Below are 20,116 nucleotides of genomic sequence, written 5' to 3' on the forward strand. Positions count from 1 at the left end.
TAACAAATTATTAAGAGTTTTGCATCACTAATTCAAAATATTTAAAAATGAAACTAAAGTTCAATGGATTCTTAGTACTACTATTAGTGCTAATGGCGCAGTTAAGTTTTGCGCAAGAAAGAACCGTTTCAGGTACAGTTTCCGATAATGCAGGAATGCCTTTGCCAGGCGTGAGCGTATTAGTAAAAGGAACTAAGTCTGGGACACAAACTGATTTTGACGGAAAGTTCTCTATCAAAGCATCAACAAGCCAGGTACTGGTATTTAGCTACATTGGGATGAAAACCCAAGAAATAGCCGCAAGCTCATCAGTAGTGAATGTAAAACTAGGTGATGCAGCACAAGAACTTGAAGGCGTAGTTGTAACAACTGCCTTGGGTGTAAAAAGAGAGAAAAAATCTTTAGGTTATTCTTCTCAATTAGTAACTGCTGAGCAGGTTAACAGCTCACCAACAAACAACTTCCTTAACAATTTATCTGGAAAAGTTGCTGGTTTAGAAATTAAAGCAAACTCTAACTTTGGAGGATCTACAAACATTGTACTGAGAGGTGTTAAAAGTATCACTGGTAACAACCAAGCATTAATTGTAATTGATGGGGTTGCAGTAAGTAATGCTAACTTAAATGACCAAGATTCACAAAACGGAAGACAAGGATTTGACTTTGGTAACGCCGCATCTGATATCGATCCTAACAACATTGAATCTATCAACGTATTGAAAGGTGCAGCTGCGACAGCACTTTATGGTAGCCAGGCTTCAAACGGAGCGATTATGATTACTACTAAAAAAGGGAAAAAGAATTCTGCTCTAGGAGTTTCTGTTAGCTCAACTGTATCTGTTGGTTCAATTGACAAAACTACTATGCCAACTTACCAAACTAAATATGGTGAAGGATATGGAGGAGAAGACAGTAGCTATCCTGCTGACGTTTTTGGTAATCCAAACGGACTTGTAGCTTCTACTGGAGATGATGCTTCTTACGGAAATAAATTTGACCCAAGTATCATGGTATACCAATGGAATGCATTCGTATTAGGAAATCCTAACTACGGAAAAGCCACTCCTTGGGTAGCAGCTAAAAACAATCCTACTTCATTTTTCCAAAAATCAACTACTTACACAAACAACGTAAATTTAAGTGGTGGTGATGAAAAAGGAGCTTACAATTTAGGTTTTACCAACAGTAACAACACTGGTGTATTACCAAACAGTTTACTAAACAAAAACAGTTTAAATGGTAACTTCTCAAGAGATTTATCAGACAAATTAACTTCGACTGCATTTTTTACTTTTACTAATCAAAATACTACAGGTAGAAATAATACAGGATATGGAGACAACTTTATTGGTGGTTTCAGACAATGGTGGGCAGTTAACAACGACATCAAAGAATTAGAACAAGAATACAACAGAACACACCAAAACGTTACTTGGAACATGACTGATCCAACAAATGGTAACTTAGCTCCTGCTTTCTGGAACAACCCATACTTTGACAGATATCAAAACTATGAGCAAGATTCAAGAACAAGATTCTTAGCTGGAACAAGTTTATCATACGACATCAACAAAGACTTTACAGTTTTAGGACGTGCAACTATTGATTACTCTAACGACCAACAAGAACTTAGAAAAGCAGTAGGAAGCCACGCTGAAACTTTTGGAATCAGTGGTGCAAATGATGGATCAGGTTATTCTCTTTACAAAAGAGACTTCATGCAACAAACTTATGACTTCATAGCGACTTACAATTTCCACATCACAGAAGACATTGGAGCAAAAGCTTTAGCAGGATACACTTTCCTAAGATCTGATGCTTACTCAATCCAAGCTTCTACAACTGGAGGATTAGCTAAAGAAGGCTTATACAGCTTAGACAACTCTAACGTATTTTTACCTGCAAAAGAATCTCAAATTACATATGAGAAATCAGGTTTATACGGACAATTATCTTTAGATTATAAAAAATTCCTTTTCGTAGAGGGATCATACAGATTAGATAAGAGTACAGCATTACCGCAAGAAAACAACAACTATAGCTATTACTCAATTGGATCAAGTTTAATCTTCTCTGAATTAGTTCAAGCTGATTGGTTATCTTTAGGAAAAGTTAGAATCAACTACGCTCAAGTAGGTAACGACCCTGCTGCTGGAAGATTAGGTGCTAAAACTAACAACTACGGATTAGAAGGAAATCCATTATTTGGAAACAGTAACACATACTTAGATTTTGCTAACCTAAAACCAGAAATCCAAAAAGCTTGGGAAGCAGGTCTAGAGATGGGAATGTTTAAAAATAGATTAAATTTTGATTTGTCTTTATACAAAACCAACACTGAAAATCAAATTTTCAATGTACCACAATCTACATCAACAGGTGTAAATTATGCTACTGTAAATGCGGGAGAAATTGAAAACAAAGGTATTGAGGTTGCATTATCTGGAAAACCAGTTAAAACTCAAAACTTCACATGGGACATTGGAGTAAACTGGTCAACTAACAAAAACACTGTAGTTTCATTAAACCAAGGAAGAGATAATTTATTACTTGCTACTTTCCAAGGTGGAGCTTCATTAAACGCAACAGTTGGTGAATCATACGGAACATTAAGAGGTACAGATTACACTTATGACGCAAATGGAAACAGAGTAATTGACGCTAATGGTTTCTATGTACTTAATAAAAACCAAGTTGTTGGTAACACTCAAGCAAAATGGATTGGCGGTATCTCAAACAGAGTAACTTACAAAAACCTTTCTTTCAACTTCTTAATTGACATGAAAAAAGGAGGAGATATCTTCTCTTTAGATCAAGCTTACGGAAGAGAAACTGGTATCTATGATTTAGGAGTAAATGATCTTGGAAACTCAGTTAGAAACCCATTAACAAGTGGTAATGATAGCGGAGGAGTAATCTTGCCTGGAGTTCACGCGGACGGAACAGCAAATACTACAAGAATTGACGCTTCAACATCTGGAGGAACTGCTTTCAGTTCTGACACAAACCCAACAAAAGCTTACGTATACGATGGTTCATTTGTTAAACTAAGAGAAGTTGGATTAACTTACAGCTTACCATCAAAAATTTTAGACAAAATGAACATTAAAGGTATGTCATTTAGTGTAATCGGAAACAATCTTTGGATCATTGACAAAAACCTTCCATACGCTGACCCTGAAGCAGGATCATCAGCAGGAAATATTCAAGGGTTCCAATCAGGAGTTATGCCAGCTACTAAAGTATACTCATTTAATGTAAAACTTAACTTCTAAACAAAATGAAAAAGATATTTTTATCAATAGTAACACTAACATTTTTAACTCTGACGAGTTGTGTTAGTGACAACGAGAACTTTAACGATGACATCAAAAAATCATACGATGTATCTGCAGAGTCATTATTATCAGATGCACAAAAAGAACTAACAGATCAATTAACAACTCCAAGTGTTAACAACAATCCGTTACGTTATTATGTACAATATTGGGCCGCTACATTATATACTGCTGAGTCAAGATATAATTTAACAACAAGAACAATTCCTGATACGCACTGGACAAACTTGTATCAAAATGTTTTAGGCAACTTACAAACATCTGAACAGGTTTTATTAAAGCAAACTAAACCTGGTGCTGTAGCAGAAGCTGATTGGCAAAAACAACAGCAAAATAAAGTTGCGATTCTTGAAATCTTAAGAGTTTACACTTACCAAATTTTAGTTGATACTTTTGGAGATGTTCCTTATTCAGAATCATTACAAAATCCAAAAATCATTTTACCTAAATACGATAACGATAGTGAAATTTACCCACTATTAATCGCTCGTCTTGATGCTGCCATTGCTAAATTAGATACATCAGCAAAAAGCTTTGACACAGGTGATTTAATTTATAAAGGTGATGTTGCAAACTGGAAATTATTTGCAAACTCTGTTAAACTTAAATTAGGAACTAACCTTTCTGATATTAACCCAACATTAGCTAAAACTACAGTTGAGTCAGCATATACTGCTGGTTTATTAGTAAAAAACATCAACAATGCATTGTTAAAATATGCTTCTTTTGCACCAAACTACAATCCGGTTTTTGACAACCTTGTAGCTAGCCAAAGAAATGACAACGTTCCTGCTAGTCCTTTAGTAAACAAAATGAACGCAACATCAGATCCAAGAAGAGCTATTTTCTTTACGCCAATGGCAGACGGAACATACAAAGGAGGAGTTCCTGGTGGACGTAATTCACTTCCATACGAAACAACATATTCTCATGTTGGTGATGTTATCAAAAAACCAGATGCTCCTGGAGTTTTATTAGAAGCATTTGAAGTTAACTTTTATTTAGCTGAGGCTGCTGCAAGAGGATATTCTGTAGGTGGTACTCCAGAAAGCTACTACAAAGAAGCAATTACATTATCTTGTGAATATTGGGGAGTATCTTCAACTGACATTGCTACTTATTTAGCTAATCCAGAAGTTGCTTATGCAACTGCTGCTACAACTCCAATCACTGGTGTACCTGGAACTGGAACTGGAACATGGCAAGAAAAAATTGGATACCAAGAATGGATCGCTTTATACAACAGAAGTTTCCAATCATGGACAGCTTTCAGAAGATTAGATTTCCCTGTATTAATCTCTCACCCAAGTTCTATTTCGGCTGCAAACAAACAAGTACCGGTAAGATGGACATATCCTACTGCTGAACAAACTGTAAACGGCACAAACTGGACAGCTGCTTCTGCTGCAATTGGAGGAGATAAATTAACGACAAAAATTTTCTGGGACACAAAACAACCACCACTATAGTCCTAACATAATTTAACATAAAACCATCCTTAATAAGGGTGGTTTTTTTTTGCAAAAGTTATAAAAAAAAGAAAAACAACACTAATTTTCCAAAATTTAACATTCCGTCGAATAGCAATGTTTTTCATTATTATCATATTTAAAGTTAAAAATTACGAATTTACAATTTATACATCTTTTTTAACTATAAAAAAACAATATCTTATAGTAAAATCATAATTTAACTAAAAAAAAAGCTTTTTATATTAGGTAGATTAACAAATTATTAAGATTTTTGTCAAACTAATTCAAAATAATTAAAAATGAAACTAAAGTTCAATGGATTCTTAGTACTTCTTTTGGTACTAGTGGCGCAATTAACTTTTGCGCAAGAAAGAGTTGTTTCAGGAATTGTTTCTGATAATACGGGAATGCCTATACCAGGTGTTAGTGTATTAATTAAGGGAACAAAGACAGGAACACAAACAGATTTTGATGGAAAATACTCTATTAAAGCTTCTCCAAGCCAAATTTTGGTCTTTACTTACATTGGAATGAAAGCAAAAGAAGAGCCAGCAACGTCTACAACTATTAACCCTAAACTATCAGGAGACGCACTAGAACTTGAAGGAGTTGTTGTAGTTGCCTTTGGTACTCAGAAAAAATCTGAGATTACTGGAGCAGTTACAAAAATTGATGCAAAAGCATTAGAAAACACTCAGGCTTCAAATGCAATTCAATCTTTAACTGGTAAAGTTGCCGGTGTACAAATTCAAGCAAACTCAGGACAACCAGGTGATGCACCTCAAGTACGTTTTAGAGGTATTGGATCATTATCATCTTCTAATGCACCTTTATACGTTGTTGATGGTATACCTTACAATGGTGACATCAATGCTATTGCAACACAAGATATTGAGTCTATTTCATTTTTGAAAGATGCATCTTCAAATGCACTATACGGTAGTAGAGGAGCAAACGGTGTAATAATCGTTACTACTAAAAAAGGTAAAAAAGGACAACTAAAAGTAACTTACGAAACAAAAATCGGGGTTAACTCAAGAGCGGTTCCTGAATATGATATGATTACAGATCCAGGAGAATACTACAAAACTGTTTACAATAGAATCAGAAATGGTTTAATATATGATGGTGAAACTCCCGCGGCTGCAGGTACTGTAGCATCTCAAACTTTGATTAGCGGAGCAGAATACTCTTTAGGATATAACAACTATAATGTTGCTGACAATCAAGTAATAAATCCAGCAACAGGACAATTAAATCCAAATGCAAAATTATTATACCATGATGATTGGTCTAAAGCATTATTTAGAGATGCTACAAGAACAGAACATTTCTTAAGCTTATCAAGTAGCACTGACAACCTTAGCTCTTATTTATCTGTTGGGTACCTAAAAGATAATGGCTATACAGTTAATTCAGACTTTAAACGTGCTACAGTTAGAGCAAATGTTGATTACAATGTAAACAGCAAAATAAAAGTTGGAGCCAACTTAAACTATGCGAATTCAGATCAAAATGCTCCAATCTCTCAAGTTGGATCTGGAACTTACAGTAACTTATTTAGCTGGGCTAGAAACATAGCTCCTATCTACACTATCTACCAACGAGATGCAGCTGGTAATTACATACTTAATAAAGATGGAAGCAAATCTTACGACTTTAATCAATCTGGAAATCGCCCTTATGGATCTACTTTAAATCCATATGCGACCACTTTATTGAACACAAATTTAAATCAAGAAAATAAATTTGGAGCTAGAGGATATATATCTATTGATTTCTTAAAAAACTTCAATTTCAGATACAACCTTGGATATGACTTAATGTCTGGATATTATCTAAACGCTACAACTGGAGAAGGTGGTGATGACGGTGGAGAAATAGGTGGTAGAATTGGTACTGCTTCAGAAGATGACTACACGATCACCAACCAACAATTATTATCTTGGAAAAAATCATTCGGAAACCACACTTTGGATATCCTTGTTGGTCATGAATCATCTGATTTTACATCAAAAATGTTAGCAGGACAAAAAAGTAAAGTTATGATACCGGGTTTACCAGTATTAAGTAATGCAGCTAAATATGCCTATGTTGATGGTTATAACGACTTATACAAAGTTGAAGGATATTTCTCAAGAATAAATTATAACTACAAAGATAAATACTTTGTAAATGGTAGTTTCAGAAGAGATGGATCATCAGTATTTGCACCTGAAAACAGATGGGGTAATTTCTACGGTTTTGGAGCAGCATGGTCTGTAATGAAAGAATCTTTCTTCCCTAAATCTAAAGTGATTACAGATCTTAGAATTAAAGGAAGCTATGGAGAACAAGGGAATGATAACATTTTCTACCCATCAAGTGCACAAATTCAGCACCGTAGCTACTTTGGTTCTTCAAGAAACTATTATGCATACGAAAATCAATACGATATTGTACCAGATGCTGAAGGGAACGCAACAGTTCTTCAGGTATTCACTGGAAACAGAGATATCAAATGGGAAGTTTCTAAAAACCTGAACGTTGGATTCGAAATCGAATTATTCAATAGAGTAAATCTTGAAGCAGAATATTTCGAAAGAAAAGTAAGTGATTTAATTTATAACAAACCACTTGCTCCTTCAACAGGAACAAACTTTGTTAGTGAAAATATTGGAGACATGGTTAACAGAGGGGTTGAGATCAACCTTGGTGTGGACATCATTAAAACTGAAGATGTTGATTTTAATATCTGGGCGAACGGAACTCATTACAAAAATGAAGTAACGTCATTACCAAGTCCTTTTACATCTGGAAATTTCCGCTTTCAAGTTGGAGCTCCTGCATATGCATACTACTTAAGAGAATTTGCTGGTGTTGACAAAACTAATGGAGATGCATTATGGTATATGGATCAAAAAGATGCTTCTGGACAAGTTACTAAAACAACAACCAATGTTTATGGAAATGCAACACAATACTTAAGCGATAAAGATGCGAATCCAACTGTATATGGAGGATTTGGAACAGTAGTACGTTACAAAAATTTCACATTACAAGGAAGTTTCGCTTATCAATTTGGAGGATATATGTATGATGGAGTTTACCAAGGAGCAATGTATTCTGGAGGTGACAATATTGGACAGAACTACCATAAAGACTCAGAAAAAGCATGGAGTGTAGACAATCCAAATTCTAATATCCCAAGAATTGACCACATTTCAATTTATCAAACTGCTGCTTCTGATTATTTCTTAATAAAATCAGATTATTTAAGCTTACAAGATGTTTCTTTATCTTACGATTTCAAAAACAGTAAACTTACAGATCTTGGAATTACATCTACTAAATTTAGCCTAATGGGGACAAACTTAGCATTATGGTCAGAAAGAAAAGGTATGGATCCAAGATTAAACAATTTAGGTTCTAGATCAAATAATGGTCAGTCTTTGAATGTATATGGAGTAATGAAAACTATCTCATTTGGTTTAACAGTAAATTTTTAAGAACATGAAAAAATTATTAATATTATCAATGTCTCTGTTGGTACTCACTGGTTGCTCAAAAGATTTTCTTGACACCAAACCAGAATCAACAATAACTGACGAACAACTTGCAACATCTGCCGATGCAAATCAAGCAATTATCGCTGGAGTATATTCAGCCTTAAGATCTTTCGGTCTATCTAACTCAGCTAGTCACGAAGATTACGGTCATAAATCTATTCTTGTTGCGACAGACATGATGTCTAACGATATGTTGATGACTAAGTCAAGTTGGTACGCATCTTTCTATAATTACTTAGGAAGAGTACAAACCAACTCAAGAGCAAAATTAGCCTGGAGTATTTATTACCCACAAATTAAAACTGTAAACACAGTAATTAATATTATCCCAGCTAAGACTGACAATGCAAAACTAAATGCACAACGAGGACAAGCTTTAGCTTTAAGAGGCTATTTTTACTTTATGTTAGCACGTATGTATGGCCCTACTTATGTTGGTAATGAAGCCAAACTATCTGTTCCTCTTTACACTGAAGTAGTTTATGTTGGTAAAGCAAGATCTACTGTTGCTCAAGTTTATACTCAAATTCAAGCTGATTTGGAAGAATCTGTTGAATTACTTGAAGGTTTTCAGCGTAAAAACAAAGATGGATTAGACCAATCTATAGCACAAGCATTTTTAGCTGATGTTTACCTAGAAATGGGGAAATATCCACAAGCTGCTGATTTAGCTCATAAAGCGAGACAAAACTACACTTTACTTAGTAAAGATGATTGGAACAATGGATTCTACGATATGACTACTGGTAATGAAACAATGTGGGGAGCAACAATCACTGAGGCACAGAGTAGTTTCGTAGCAAGTTTCTTCGGTCATTTCGACAATACAAATGGTCAAGGATACGCTGGAGGTCTACAGGTATACAAAAACATAGATAAAAATCTTTACGAAAGTATTTCGGATACTGATTATAGAAAAGCTGCATTTGTATCACCTACTACTGGAAATGCAACTTATCCTTCGTTACCAGCATATGCTAATACAAAATTCAGAGATAAAACTACTACTGCAGGAGATTATATCTATATGAGATCTGCCGCTTTATATTATATTGAAGCTGAAGCTTTAGCAAGATCAGGAAATGAAGGATCTGCAAAACAAGTTTTATATGACATAACAGTTACAAGAGATCCTGCATATGTTTTATCTACAAAAACAGGAGCTGCTTTAATCAATGAAATCATTCTTCAAAAAAGAATTGAATTATGGGGAGAAGGTTATGCTTGGTTTGACATGAAACGTTTACATGTTGGTCTTACCAGAGATTATCCTGGAACAAATCACCCTGCTTTCGGAAAATTAAACATCCCTGCAACAGATAATAGATTTATCTTCCAGGTTCCTCAAGCGGAAGTTGATGCAAATCCACTAATTGTACAAAGCCCACTATAATTAAATAGCGCTTAAATTACATATTAAACCACTCTGTTCATTCAGAGTGGTTTTTTTTTATATAAACATTATACCTATATTTGTCCCATGGAAAAAGAACATCAAATATTTGGAATTAGAGCCATTATAGAAGCAATTCAAGCAGGAAAAGAAGTTGATAAAGTATTTATACAAAAAGAAATTTCTGGAGAATTAATGAAAGACTTAATGAAAGTGATGAAACGCGCTAACATTAATTTCTCTTACGTACCTGTAGAAAAACTAAATAGACTAACTCCAAACAATCACCAGGGAGCCGTTGCGACAATCTCCCCTATTGGTTTTATAGAATTAGAACATTTAGTTGAATCAACTATTGAATCAGGCTCAAAACCATTATTTTTAATATTAGACCAAATCTCTGATGCCAGAAATTTTGGAGCCATAATCAGAACAGCTGAATGTACCGGAGTAAACGGAATCATTGTTCAAAAAGCCGGCTCAGCACCTGTAAATGGTGATACTGTAAAAACATCAGCCGGAGCAGTTTTTAATGTACCTATTTGTAAAGTTGAACATATTAAAGATGCTATATTTTATCTTCAGGGTTCAGGAATAAAAACCGTTGCTGCAACCGAAAAAACAGATCAAAACATTTACGATATAGCTTTAAACGAGCCCGTAGCAATTATCATGGGATCTGAGGACAGAGGAATAAACCCATCTGTACTTAAAATTGTTGATGAAAAAGCAAAATTACCAATGTTTGGAACAATAGGATCTCTAAACGTTTCGGTAGCTTGTGGAGCATTTCTATACGAAGCCGTTCGTCAAAGAAGTTAAAAGTATTGAGAATTAAGACGTCACATAAACAAACAATGAATGTCTTCAAAATTTACTCATAACATATCACTTAAAAAAAATACTCTTATACTTGTAATTTCTCTAATTACAAGTATAAGCTATGCTCAAACAACTACCTACAATCAGTTTTGGAATGAATTTCAATTCAACCACACCATAAATGAAAAATGGTCAACTGAATTAAACCTTGGAGCCGCTTATAGCAGCACCGAATCTTCTTCTAATATTTTTCAACAAAACATTCAGAGATCAGCCAGAATTTGGGGACATTATTATCTTTCTCCACGCTGGAAACTCTCTTCTTTTATAGCATATAATTTTAACAAAGACGTTCCGGAAATAGGACAATTTAAATCTCCCGAAGTTAGATTCGCTCTTCAGGGGATTTATTATTTTCACAAAACCGGCTATACATTAAGTACCAGAATGAGAATGGAACTTAGACATATGCGAAACGAAGAAGGTACTTATGACAATGTTCTGAGATATCGTCAACAAGTAAAATATCTAAAACCAATCAATAGTAAAATTCTTCGTGAAGGTGTAGTTTATGCAATAGCATCAGATGAACTATTCTTTAAATCGGGAACAAAAGTAACAGGCCTCAGCTTCTTTGACCGAAACAGACTTAATATTGGAGCGGGCTATTTATTCACAGATGATATACAAGTAGAACTAACATATGCTAACGAATATCTTCCCAGAGACGAGGGGAATCAAATCGTTAATGCGGCATCATTAACGATTAGTTTCAATAATTTTTTTGAAAATCTAAAGAAAAAGTTATCACACAAACATGAAGAAGTAAATGAAGACTAATATTACTATTCTTCTTTCTTTAAAAAACAACCCAACTGTTTCATGATTGCATCTTTATGCAGTTTAAAAGTATAATCGCGAACAAACTCTGTTCCTTCCATTCTAATCTCCGCTACAGTTGCTTCAAATTTAGAAAACGACTCAATATCTTTATCATCTATTAAATACAAAACCTGCATAATGGAATCATTATGTCTGTATTGCGTATCATAATGTGCAAGTTTATAAACCTTATTATCTGCAAGATGTATCACTAAATCATCTTTGATTTTTTTCCCGACCTTTTTCGGTGGAAATGGTGTTGGCTGTAAAGAAACAAAATAGTGTTCCTTATCAGTAACGATATTAATTTTTAAAGATTTTGATTTTGTGGTATAGAAAACAGCGGGATCAAAATAATAAACCATTGTACCATCCGCCTGCACTCTATTCTTTACATCGCATTGCGCAATTATTTTTGAACTGATTAATACTAAGAAAACCAAAACTGTGAAGCTTATTTTTTTCATAACAGGTCAGATAAATGAGAATATTTATAACAAAAATAATCAATATAAATCAAACCAAATGTCTTCACTAGATTTTATCACCTGATTCTGTTTTGGTTACAATATAATTAATCGAAACATCTGAATTAAAATAAGTAGACAAGTACTCCTCCTCTTCTGGAATTTCGGTATTAACAAAATTCCCATTCTCGTCAAAGTGTTTCATAAAAGCATCATCTTCTGGATTAAAATCAGGCTTTTGCCAATCATAAACAATAGGTTTTGCATATTCAGGCGTTTTATAAAATAAAGACATTGCAAATCCAGTAATAAAACCTGCCAAATGTCCTTCCCAAGAAATCGTTTTATCTACGTCTGGAAAAACGTACCAAATCATTCCCCCATAAAGTAAAGTTACTGCAAACGAAAGTGCAACTAAACGATAATATCGAGTTTGAATTCCTTTGAAAAATATAAAACTTACCAAAACATAAATTAATCCGCTTGCGCCGATATGGAAATTTTCACGTCCGATAATCCAGGTTATTAATCCGGAAAACAAAATGCCATAAACGATAACACTAAAAGATTGTTTGGGATAAAAAAACTGAAGTGCTGCCAACAAAACCAAAAGTGGAATTGAATTATTATATAAATGACTTAAGTTTTCGTGAATAAAAGGACTAAACAAAACACCCTGTAAACCTGCAAAATCACGAGGGTAAATTCCGTTTTGATAAAAATCAAAATCAAACCGAATTTGAACCCAATAAACAATCCACAAAAAAAGGACAAAAAAAACAGGAAGACCTATAACAGCAGTCGTAAACTTAAAGTGGTTGTCGTTCATGATTATTAAATATATAGTATTGCCAATATCAAAAAACTATCCAAATACAATATACTGATAATTTGTCAGCTACAGCCTCCTCATCCTTTGTTATGATTTGTAACCCTTTTATACTATAAAATTAAAATTGAAAATAGTAATTTTACAAAATGGAAGCACCTTTAGCCGAGCGTATTCGCCCACAGCAATTAGAAGATTACATCAGTCAAAGTCATTTGGTTGGTCCAAATGGTTCGTTAACACAACAGATTTCAAAAGGAATTATTCCGTCATTGATCTTTTGGGGACCTCCGGGAACTGGAAAAACAACTTTGGCTCAAATTATTGCGCAGGAATCCAAACGTCCTTTTTATATATTGAGTGCAATTAATTCAGGAGTTAAAGATATACGTGATGTAATTGAAAAAGCGAAACAAAGCGGCGGATTATTTACAGCCAAAAATCCTATTTTATTTATTGATGAGATTCATCGTTTTAGCAAATCACAGCAAGATTCACTTTTGGCAGCTGTAGAAAAAGGCTGGATAACACTTATTGGCGCAACGACCGAAAACCCAAGTTTTGAAGTCATTCCTGCATTATTGTCACGTTGTCAAGTCTACATACTAAATGCCTTTACAAAAGCCGATTTAGAATCTCTATTGCATCGCGCAATGAAAACGGACACTTATCTCGCTTCTAAAAATATTACGCTAAAAGAAACTGAAGCATTACTCCGACTTTCTGGCGGAGATGGCCGAAAATTGCTGAACATTTTTGAACTTGTTATAAATGCTTCCGCTGGTGATGAAATTATCATTACCAATGATCGTGTTTTTGAATTAGTACAGCAAAATACTGTTTTGTATGACAAAAGTGGCGAACAACATTATGATATCGTTTCGGCATTTATTAAATCAATTCGCGGAAGCGATCCTAACGGAGCAGTATATTGGCTTGCCAGAATGATTGAAGGCGGAGAAGATGTGAAATTTATTGCCCGAAGAATGCTAATTCTCTCAAGCGAGGATATTGGAAATGCAAATCCTACCGCTTTTATTATGGCAAACAATACATTTCAAGCTGTGACAACTATTGGATATCCTGAAAGCCGAATTATATTAAGTCAATGTGCTATTTATTTAGCTACTTCGCCAAAAAGTAATGCGTCTTATATGGCGATTGGAAATGCGCAACAACTCGTTAAACAAACTGGTGATTTACCCGTACCAATTCATTTAAGAAATGCCCCAACCAAACTTATGAAAGAATTAGGTTATGGTGATGATTATAAATATTCGCACGATTATGCCAATAATTTTGCCGAACAAGAATTTTTGCCTGACGCCATAAAAAAAACGGTTCTTTACAATCCGGGAAACAATTCTAGAGAGAATAGCAACCGCGAATTTTTAAAGAACCGTTGGAAAGATAAATATGGTTATTAAAACCGTATTTTATATTTAGAATTTAACGACAATTTTTTCTGAAACTAATTTATCATTTTGATAAGATTCAAAATACCATTGTCCGTCTTCTTTCAAAATTAATGAACCTTGTACATTATCTTTTATTGCAATAAACACATTCGATTGTGAAGTTTTAAGCAACTTCATAACTACTTTTGGCGTTTTGTCAATCAACTGATAACCTGATTCAGTTGGTTGTGCATACAATAAATTAGGATCTTTAAGATCTGGCGCAGGAGTAGCAGCAACTACTGCTGTTGCAGTAACCACAGACGCAGCAGCAGGACTTACAGGCACAGCTTTTGTCGTTGGAGCAACTGATTTACCACTATATTTATAGTGTAAACCGTTTATAGATACAAATGCTAAATCTAAACATTCTCTATAAGCAACTTCATAATCTTTCTCTTTACTTTTACCAACTTCTGAAGTGTAAATCACTTTTCCATAACAATCTTTAAATTCAACATAAAGCTTTGTTATTAAAAATCCATTATCTCTTTTTACATCAACATACAAAAGATCACAACGATCTCCATATCCAGCCGGAAGTTCTTCATTAACATAAAAAGCCTGAAAACCAGCTTTACTTAAATTTGATTTTGTCATTGTAGACATTCTATATTGATTTTCAGTTTTAAGAAACTCATATTTTAACGGTACAATAACCGCTTTATAATCATTAACAGATTGCGAAAATCCAATAAACGAGGCTAGAAGTGCAATTAACAAAAATTTTATTTTCATAATTATAAATATTTTTTAAGTTCTAATAAATGGTTAATTTGTTTGATATTTTCAGGAGCTTCAATATTTTTTTCATTAAAGAAGATCGCATCCAGACCGGCATTCAATGCACCATTAACATCTGCATCGAGACAATCTCCAATCATAATACTACTTTCTTTTGAGGCTTGAGCCAAATTGACAGCATAATCAAAGATAATACTATTTGGTTTTTTAACACCTGCTAATTCAGAATTTGTTATTGTATTAAAATAACCTCCAAGTGCAGCATTATTTATCTTTTTATCCTGAACGGCAGCAAAACCATTAGTGATAATATGTAGTTTGTATTTTGGTTTTAGGTAATCCAAAACTTCGATTGCTCCGTCAAAAAGATAATTATTATCAGTTAAAAATTCGATATAATCATTTGCAATCTGATTAATATCTTCATCTGAAATTTCATAATTCAAAGCATCAAACGAAAGCTTTAATCTATTGTAACGCAACTCGACGTGCGTAATTTCATCGTTTTGATATAATTTCCAGCAAGCTTGGTTTATAGGAGCATATTTGGCAATAAAATCCTCGATTTTAATATCGGGAAATCTGTTCTTAAAAATACGATCAAAAGCCATTTCTGAGTTTTTATCAAAATCCCAAAGTGTGTGATCTAAATCGAAAAAAATGTCGGTAATAGTGGTATTCATAACTTATAAAATTCCTTCATCTACAAAACTATAATAATTTGTTTCAGTAATAATCAAATGATCTAAAACTTTAACATCTAAACTCTCTCCTGCAATCTTTATTTTCTTTGTAATTTCTATATCAGCATTACTCGGTTGCAGATTGCCTGATGGATGATTATGACACAAAATCAAGCCTGTAGCTTTTGTTTCAAGCGCATAATGAAAAACCAAACGTGTATCAACAATAGTTCCCGTAATCCCTCCTTTACTTAATTGTACTTTAGAAATTACTTTATTAGAATTATTCAGAAAAAGCACCCAAAATTCTTCGTGTGGTAATTCGCCAATAATGGGTTGCATAATTTCGAAAACTGATTTGCTTGATGTAATTTTCTTTATAAATTCAGCTGCATCTTCAGATCTTCGGCGGCGGCCTAATTCTAAAGCAGCAATAATAGTAATAGCCTTTGCCTCTCCTATTCCTTTAAAATTCATCAATTGAGATAGAGATAATTTTCCTAAAGAATTTAAACTATCTACGCTGGCTAAAATTCTTTTACTTAAATCAACTGCAGATTCGTTACGACTTCCTGATCCAATTAAAATAGCAATTAATTCAGCATCGCTTAAAGCATCAATCCCTTTTAGCATTAGTTTTTCTCGCGGGCGATCGTCTTCTGACCAATCTGAAATTGGAAAATAACCTTCTTTCATAGTAGTCAGTAATTATATAGATTTACGCATACAAACACTATTTTTTAAACCTATATAAGGTTCGTAATTCTCTACAATTTCAAATCCCAATTTTTGATATAAACCAATAGCTTCAATTTGTTTATAAAGCGTTTCTAAAATCATAGTTTTAAAACCCTGCTTCTTCGCCTCTATTTCTAATTCTTTAATAACTTTCTGAGCCAATCCCAAACCTCTTGCTTCAGGCAAAACAAACATTCGTTTTAGCTCAACTGTATTCTCATTATACTTTTTGAAGCAACCACTCGCAACGAGTTTTCCTTCTAAATAAATAAGAACAACATTATCATTAAATTCAATCAAATTATTGCCCCAATAATCCTTCTTTAATTCCGGATAACGTTCCCATAAAAAAGTATCAAATATTTTGATCAGCGTTACAAAATCCGGATTCTCACTTGTTGTCTTTACAACCTCTATTCTTGAATTCATTTTACTATAATCTTAAAAGGCGAATATATCTAAAAAATAAGAAAAATCACTCATAAAAGTAATTCCTATTTTCAAATTAACTAATTTTAGAATCAAATCATCAATCCAATCAACTTAATCACAAAAAGAATGAAATCTGTATCAACTTTGATAATCCTATTTTTACTCTTTTCTTGTAATCAGAAAGAAAAAAGTAATGCTTACGCTAAAAATGAAGTACAACAAACTAATACTTTTGCCGACAAATTATCGAATGCGGCACTCTCAATAATTGATCCTTCTGTGGATTATGATCCTGCTTATTTCTCGATCGAATATCCAAACGGAGATGTTCCTGCAAACAAAGGGGTTTGTACCGATGTTGTAATTCGGTCTTACCGAAAGTTAGGCATTGATTTGCAAAAAGAAGTTCACGAAGACATGATCGCACATTTTGCAGAATATCCCAATTTAGAAAAATGGGGAATGACTAAAACCGATACAAATATCGACCACAGAAGAGTACCAAACTTAGAAATCTTTTTTGAAAGAAACGGAGAAAAACTTGTTATAACAGAAGATCCAAAAGATTATAAAACCGGAGAAATTGTAACGTGGCTAATTAATAATAAATTACCTCATATTGGAATTGTGACGAATAAAAAGTCAAAAGACGGAAAACGAAATCTAATCGTACATAATGTTGGCAACGGACAAGTTCTGCAAGATTGTTTATTTGACTATAAAATAGTTGGGCACTACAGATATTGGAAATAAAAATATTGCAAATCAAATTCGTTTTTATCCGCGTTTTTACGAAGTAAATCTGTTTTATCCGTGTCAAAATTAGATGCTGATTTTACAGATTCGCTAAAGCGAAAACGCTGATAAAAACTGATTTTTCTAATTACTTTCTTAATTAAACGATTAAGTAATTTTATAGATTTCTTCTTAACTTAATGACATTGAGTTTCGGGACCAAATTCCAGCTTGAACAATATCTTTTAAAAAACAAATTCCAAAAAAAATGCCAATTACAAAACTACAATTGGCACATTATCTCATTATCAAATTGACTAATTATCTAATTAATCAACCCTTTTACTTCATCAAAATTTAAACCTCCGTAATTTCCTGAACTCATCAATAATAAAGCTGAATTTTCAAGATTTAAATTGAATAAATATTCTTTAAATTCTGCTGGATTGGTATAAATAATTAAATCTTCACGATTAAAAGAACTTGCAATTTGTTCGTAAGTCACTTCTTCTAATTGCTTAATTTTTACAGCGTCAGGCGAATAAAAAACAACCGCAACATCTGCATATTCCAAAGCACCTTCATATTCTTTAAGAAATTCAGCATTCAAACTACTGTAAGTATGCAATTCTAAACACGCAACCAAAGTTCTGTTTGGATATTGCTCTTTCACCGCTTTTGTCGTTGCAGCAACTTTACTTGGCGAATGTGCAAAATCTTTATAAGCAACTTTTCCTTTTCCTTCAGCAATTTTTTCTAAACGTTTCGATGCACCTTTAAAACTTGCAATTGCTTCGTAAAAATCAGCTTCGTCAACGCCCATGTTTTGGCAAATCCATTTTGCTCCGGCAAGATTATTTAAATTATGCGCACCAAAAACTTCGATTGGCATATCGCCCTCCGGAGTTTCCAATAAAGTTACGCCATCGCTAACTGTATATTTTGGAGTCGAATATGCTAATTTACGAATTGGATTTGTAGCCGCTTCTGCAACACGTTTTACCTCAGAATCGTCTTCGTTATAAACTAAGATTCCTCCATTTGTAATTTTAGCAATAAAAATCTCGAATTGCTCTACATAATTTTCATACGTTGGAAAAACATTAATATGATCCCACGCAATTCCAGAAATTAAAGCAATATTTGGTTGATACAAATGAAACTTTGGACGTCTGTCAATTGGAGAAGATAAGTATTCGTCACCTTCCAAAACCATAAAATCATTTTCCTCAGTAAGATGCACCATAGTATCAAAACCTTCTAATTGTGCTCCAACCATATAATCAACCTCGATATTATGATAATGCATTACGTGCAAAATCATCGAAGTAATTGTAGTTTTTCCGTGAGAACCACCAATTACTACACGCGTTTTATTCTTAGATTGTTCGTATAAAAATTCTGGATACGAATAAATTTTCAAACCTAATTCCTGCGCTTTAAGCAATTCCGGATTATCCGCTTTAGCGTGCATTCCAAGAATTATTGCATCAATATCAGCAGTGATTTTTTCAGGAAACCAACCTAATTCTGCAGGCAAAATTCCTTTTTTCTCTAATCTTGATTTTGATGGTTCAAAAATAGCATCATCGCTTCCTGTAACCTGATATCCTTTGTTATGCAATGCCAATGCCAAGTTGTGCATTGCGCTCCCGCCTATTGCGATGAAATGTGTTCTCATTTAAATTCCAATTTTTTATCCCGAAGCATCCGGACCAAATTCCAATTATTTCATGGAATTCAACCTTGAGATTTGATCTCTATGCTTCAACTTTTCTTTTTAATTCCTGTGCCTTTTTAGGGTCTTTTAATTTATTCAAATATAAATTATATAATTTTTGAAATGTGACTTTTGATTTACCAATTTCATTTGCTTTTATATAATTTTTTTCTGCCGATGTATATCTCTTAAAATATTCGTCAATTCTTCCTCTGGACAAGTAACCATCAACAGGCGAAAATTGCGCCAATTCATTCGAATATCCAATTGCTTTTGATTCGCTTCCTCCCAAAATTCCAGGCAATTGCAAGTATATTTCGATCAAAGCCCATCTCGCCTGAACGTGTTTTGGATTTAAAACAATTGCTTTTTCAAACGCCTGTTTCATGCCATCAACCATCGTAAAAGCTTTTAGTTTATTCACTTCCATCGCTCTCATCGCCAAACAACCGCCATATTTAAAGAAATAATCAGCTTCAGTAGGTTTCAATTCCTTGAGCTTTTTGAAATATTCAGCTCCTTTTACCCAAGATTTTTGATGCGCTTCAATTTCGCCCAAATAATCAAGTGTCTTTATATCCAAAGGTTTTGTTTTTAAAATTCCTTCAAAAATAACTTGCGCTTCGTCATATTTTTTAGCCTGAAACAACTTTTCGCCTTTTTCAAAATTCGATTGTGACCATCCTAAAATGGGCATTAATAAAAAAAGAAATAGTAGTTTTTTCATGTTTCAAAAATAAGGAAATATAAAATGTATCATTTGCTTTTAGAGATAAATTAGTAATTTGTACGAAATTTATTTTATCACGTTACCAACCTTTATTCCAAAATTGCACTCTATATACCAAAACTGACT

The 20,116-nt window shown here is 33.6% G+C and carries 16 protein-coding genes; 8 read left to right on the top strand and 8 right to left on the bottom strand.

Annotation, left to right across the window (positions count from 1 at the left end; genetic code table 11):
• Nucleotides 1–47: 47 nt before the first annotated feature.
• The 6 genes from WN975_RS16125 to WN975_RS16150 all read left to right on the top strand — a co-directional run bounded on the left by WN975_RS16125 (nt 48) and on the right by WN975_RS16150 (nt 11,413).
• Entirely contained in the window at nt 48–3,275 is a 3,228-nt protein-coding gene (locus tag WN975_RS16125; RefSeq protein ID WP_337967404.1) for a SusC/RagA family TonB-linked outer membrane protein, read from the top strand.
• A 5-nt stretch (nt 3,276–3,280) separates the two neighbouring features.
• Complete coding sequence (locus tag WN975_RS16130) at nt 3,281–4,807, top strand: SusD/RagB family nutrient-binding outer membrane lipoprotein (RefSeq protein ID WP_337967405.1); 1,527 nt, start codon at nt 3,281–3,283, stop codon at nt 4,805–4,807.
• A gap of 302 nt (nt 4,808–5,109) precedes the next feature.
• Nucleotides 5,110–8,298 carry a SusC/RagA family TonB-linked outer membrane protein gene (locus tag WN975_RS16135; RefSeq protein WP_337967406.1) on the top strand — a complete coding sequence of 1,063 codons (3,189 nt, stop codon included), beginning with the start codon at nt 5,110–5,112 and terminating at the stop codon, nt 8,296–8,298.
• 4 nt (nt 8,299–8,302) lie between these two features.
• Complete coding sequence (locus tag WN975_RS16140) at nt 8,303–9,751, top strand: RagB/SusD family nutrient uptake outer membrane protein (protein WP_337967407.1); 1,449 nt, start codon at nt 8,303–8,305, stop codon at nt 9,749–9,751.
• A gap of 87 nt (nt 9,752–9,838) precedes the next feature.
• A complete protein-coding gene (rlmB, locus tag WN975_RS16145; RefSeq protein WP_230716447.1) occupies nt 9,839–10,573 on the top strand; it encodes a 23S rRNA (guanosine(2251)-2'-O)-methyltransferase RlmB in 735 nt (244 codons plus the stop codon).
• 39 nt (nt 10,574–10,612) lie between these two features.
• Nucleotides 10,613–11,413 (top strand): DUF2490 domain-containing protein, encoded by an 801-nt coding sequence (locus tag WN975_RS16150; RefSeq protein WP_337967408.1) that lies wholly within the window; start codon nt 10,613–10,615, stop codon nt 11,411–11,413.
• Nucleotides 11,414–11,418: 5 nt separating this feature from the next.
• On the opposite strand, the gene WN975_RS16155 is transcribed toward WN975_RS16150, so the two are convergent.
• Nucleotides 11,419–11,922 (bottom strand): hypothetical protein, encoded by a 504-nt coding sequence (locus WN975_RS16155; protein ID WP_337967409.1) that lies wholly within the window; start codon nt 11,920–11,922, stop codon nt 11,419–11,421.
• A 67-nt stretch (nt 11,923–11,989) separates the two neighbouring features.
• Nucleotides 11,990–12,751, bottom strand: a complete 762-nt coding sequence (locus tag WN975_RS16160; protein WP_337967410.1) for a rhomboid family intramembrane serine protease — start codon at nt 12,749–12,751, stop codon at nt 11,990–11,992.
• 149 nt (nt 12,752–12,900) lie between these two features.
• On the opposite strand from WN975_RS16160, the gene WN975_RS16165 reads away from it, so the two are divergent.
• Nucleotides 12,901–14,178: a replication-associated recombination protein A gene (locus WN975_RS16165; protein ID WP_099709547.1), complete on the top strand. Its 1,278-nt coding sequence runs from the start codon at nt 12,901–12,903 to the stop codon at nt 14,176–14,178.
• Nucleotides 14,179–14,193: 15 nt separating this feature from the next.
• Here the strand turns inward: WN975_RS16165 and WN975_RS16170 are convergent, their stop codons facing one another.
• The 4 genes from WN975_RS16170 to WN975_RS16185 are packed head-to-tail and all read right to left on the bottom strand — an operon-like array spanning nt 14,194 to nt 16,802.
• Nucleotides 14,194–14,946: a hypothetical protein gene (locus WN975_RS16170; protein WP_337967411.1), complete on the bottom strand. Its 753-nt coding sequence runs from the start codon at nt 14,944–14,946 to the stop codon at nt 14,194–14,196.
• 2 nt (nt 14,947–14,948) lie between these two features.
• Nucleotides 14,949–15,635 (bottom strand): YjjG family noncanonical pyrimidine nucleotidase, encoded by a 687-nt coding sequence (locus tag WN975_RS16175; RefSeq protein WP_337967412.1) that lies wholly within the window; start codon nt 15,633–15,635, stop codon nt 14,949–14,951.
• 3 nt (nt 15,636–15,638) lie between these two features.
• Nucleotides 15,639–16,331 (bottom strand): DNA repair protein RadC, encoded by a 693-nt coding sequence (gene radC / locus WN975_RS16180; RefSeq protein WP_337967413.1) that lies wholly within the window; start codon nt 16,329–16,331, stop codon nt 15,639–15,641.
• A gap of 12 nt (nt 16,332–16,343) precedes the next feature.
• Nucleotides 16,344–16,802 (bottom strand): GNAT family N-acetyltransferase, encoded by a 459-nt coding sequence (locus WN975_RS16185; protein WP_337967414.1) that lies wholly within the window; start codon nt 16,800–16,802, stop codon nt 16,344–16,346.
• A gap of 129 nt (nt 16,803–16,931) precedes the next feature.
• On the opposite strand from WN975_RS16185, the gene WN975_RS16190 reads away from it, so the two are divergent.
• A complete protein-coding gene (locus tag WN975_RS16190; protein WP_337967415.1) occupies nt 16,932–17,558 on the top strand; it encodes a DUF1287 domain-containing protein in 627 nt (208 codons plus the stop codon).
• Nucleotides 17,559–17,865: 307 nt separating this feature from the next.
• Here the strand turns inward: WN975_RS16190 and WN975_RS16195 are convergent, their stop codons facing one another.
• Together WN975_RS16195 and WN975_RS16200 are read right to left on the bottom strand one after the other, a co-directional pair.
• Nucleotides 17,866–19,221 carry a Mur ligase family protein gene (locus WN975_RS16195; RefSeq protein ID WP_337967416.1) on the bottom strand — a complete coding sequence of 452 codons (1,356 nt, stop codon included), beginning with the start codon at nt 19,219–19,221 and terminating at the stop codon, nt 17,866–17,868.
• Nucleotides 19,222–19,300: 79 nt separating this feature from the next.
• Nucleotides 19,301–19,987 carry a hypothetical protein gene (locus WN975_RS16200; RefSeq protein WP_337967417.1) on the bottom strand — a complete coding sequence of 229 codons (687 nt, stop codon included), beginning with the start codon at nt 19,985–19,987 and terminating at the stop codon, nt 19,301–19,303.
• Between the last annotated feature and the right edge of the window lie 129 nt (nt 19,988–20,116).

This window comes from uncultured Flavobacterium sp. (assembly GCF_951805225.1).
GTDB lineage: Bacteria > Bacteroidota > Bacteroidia > Flavobacteriales > Flavobacteriaceae > Flavobacterium.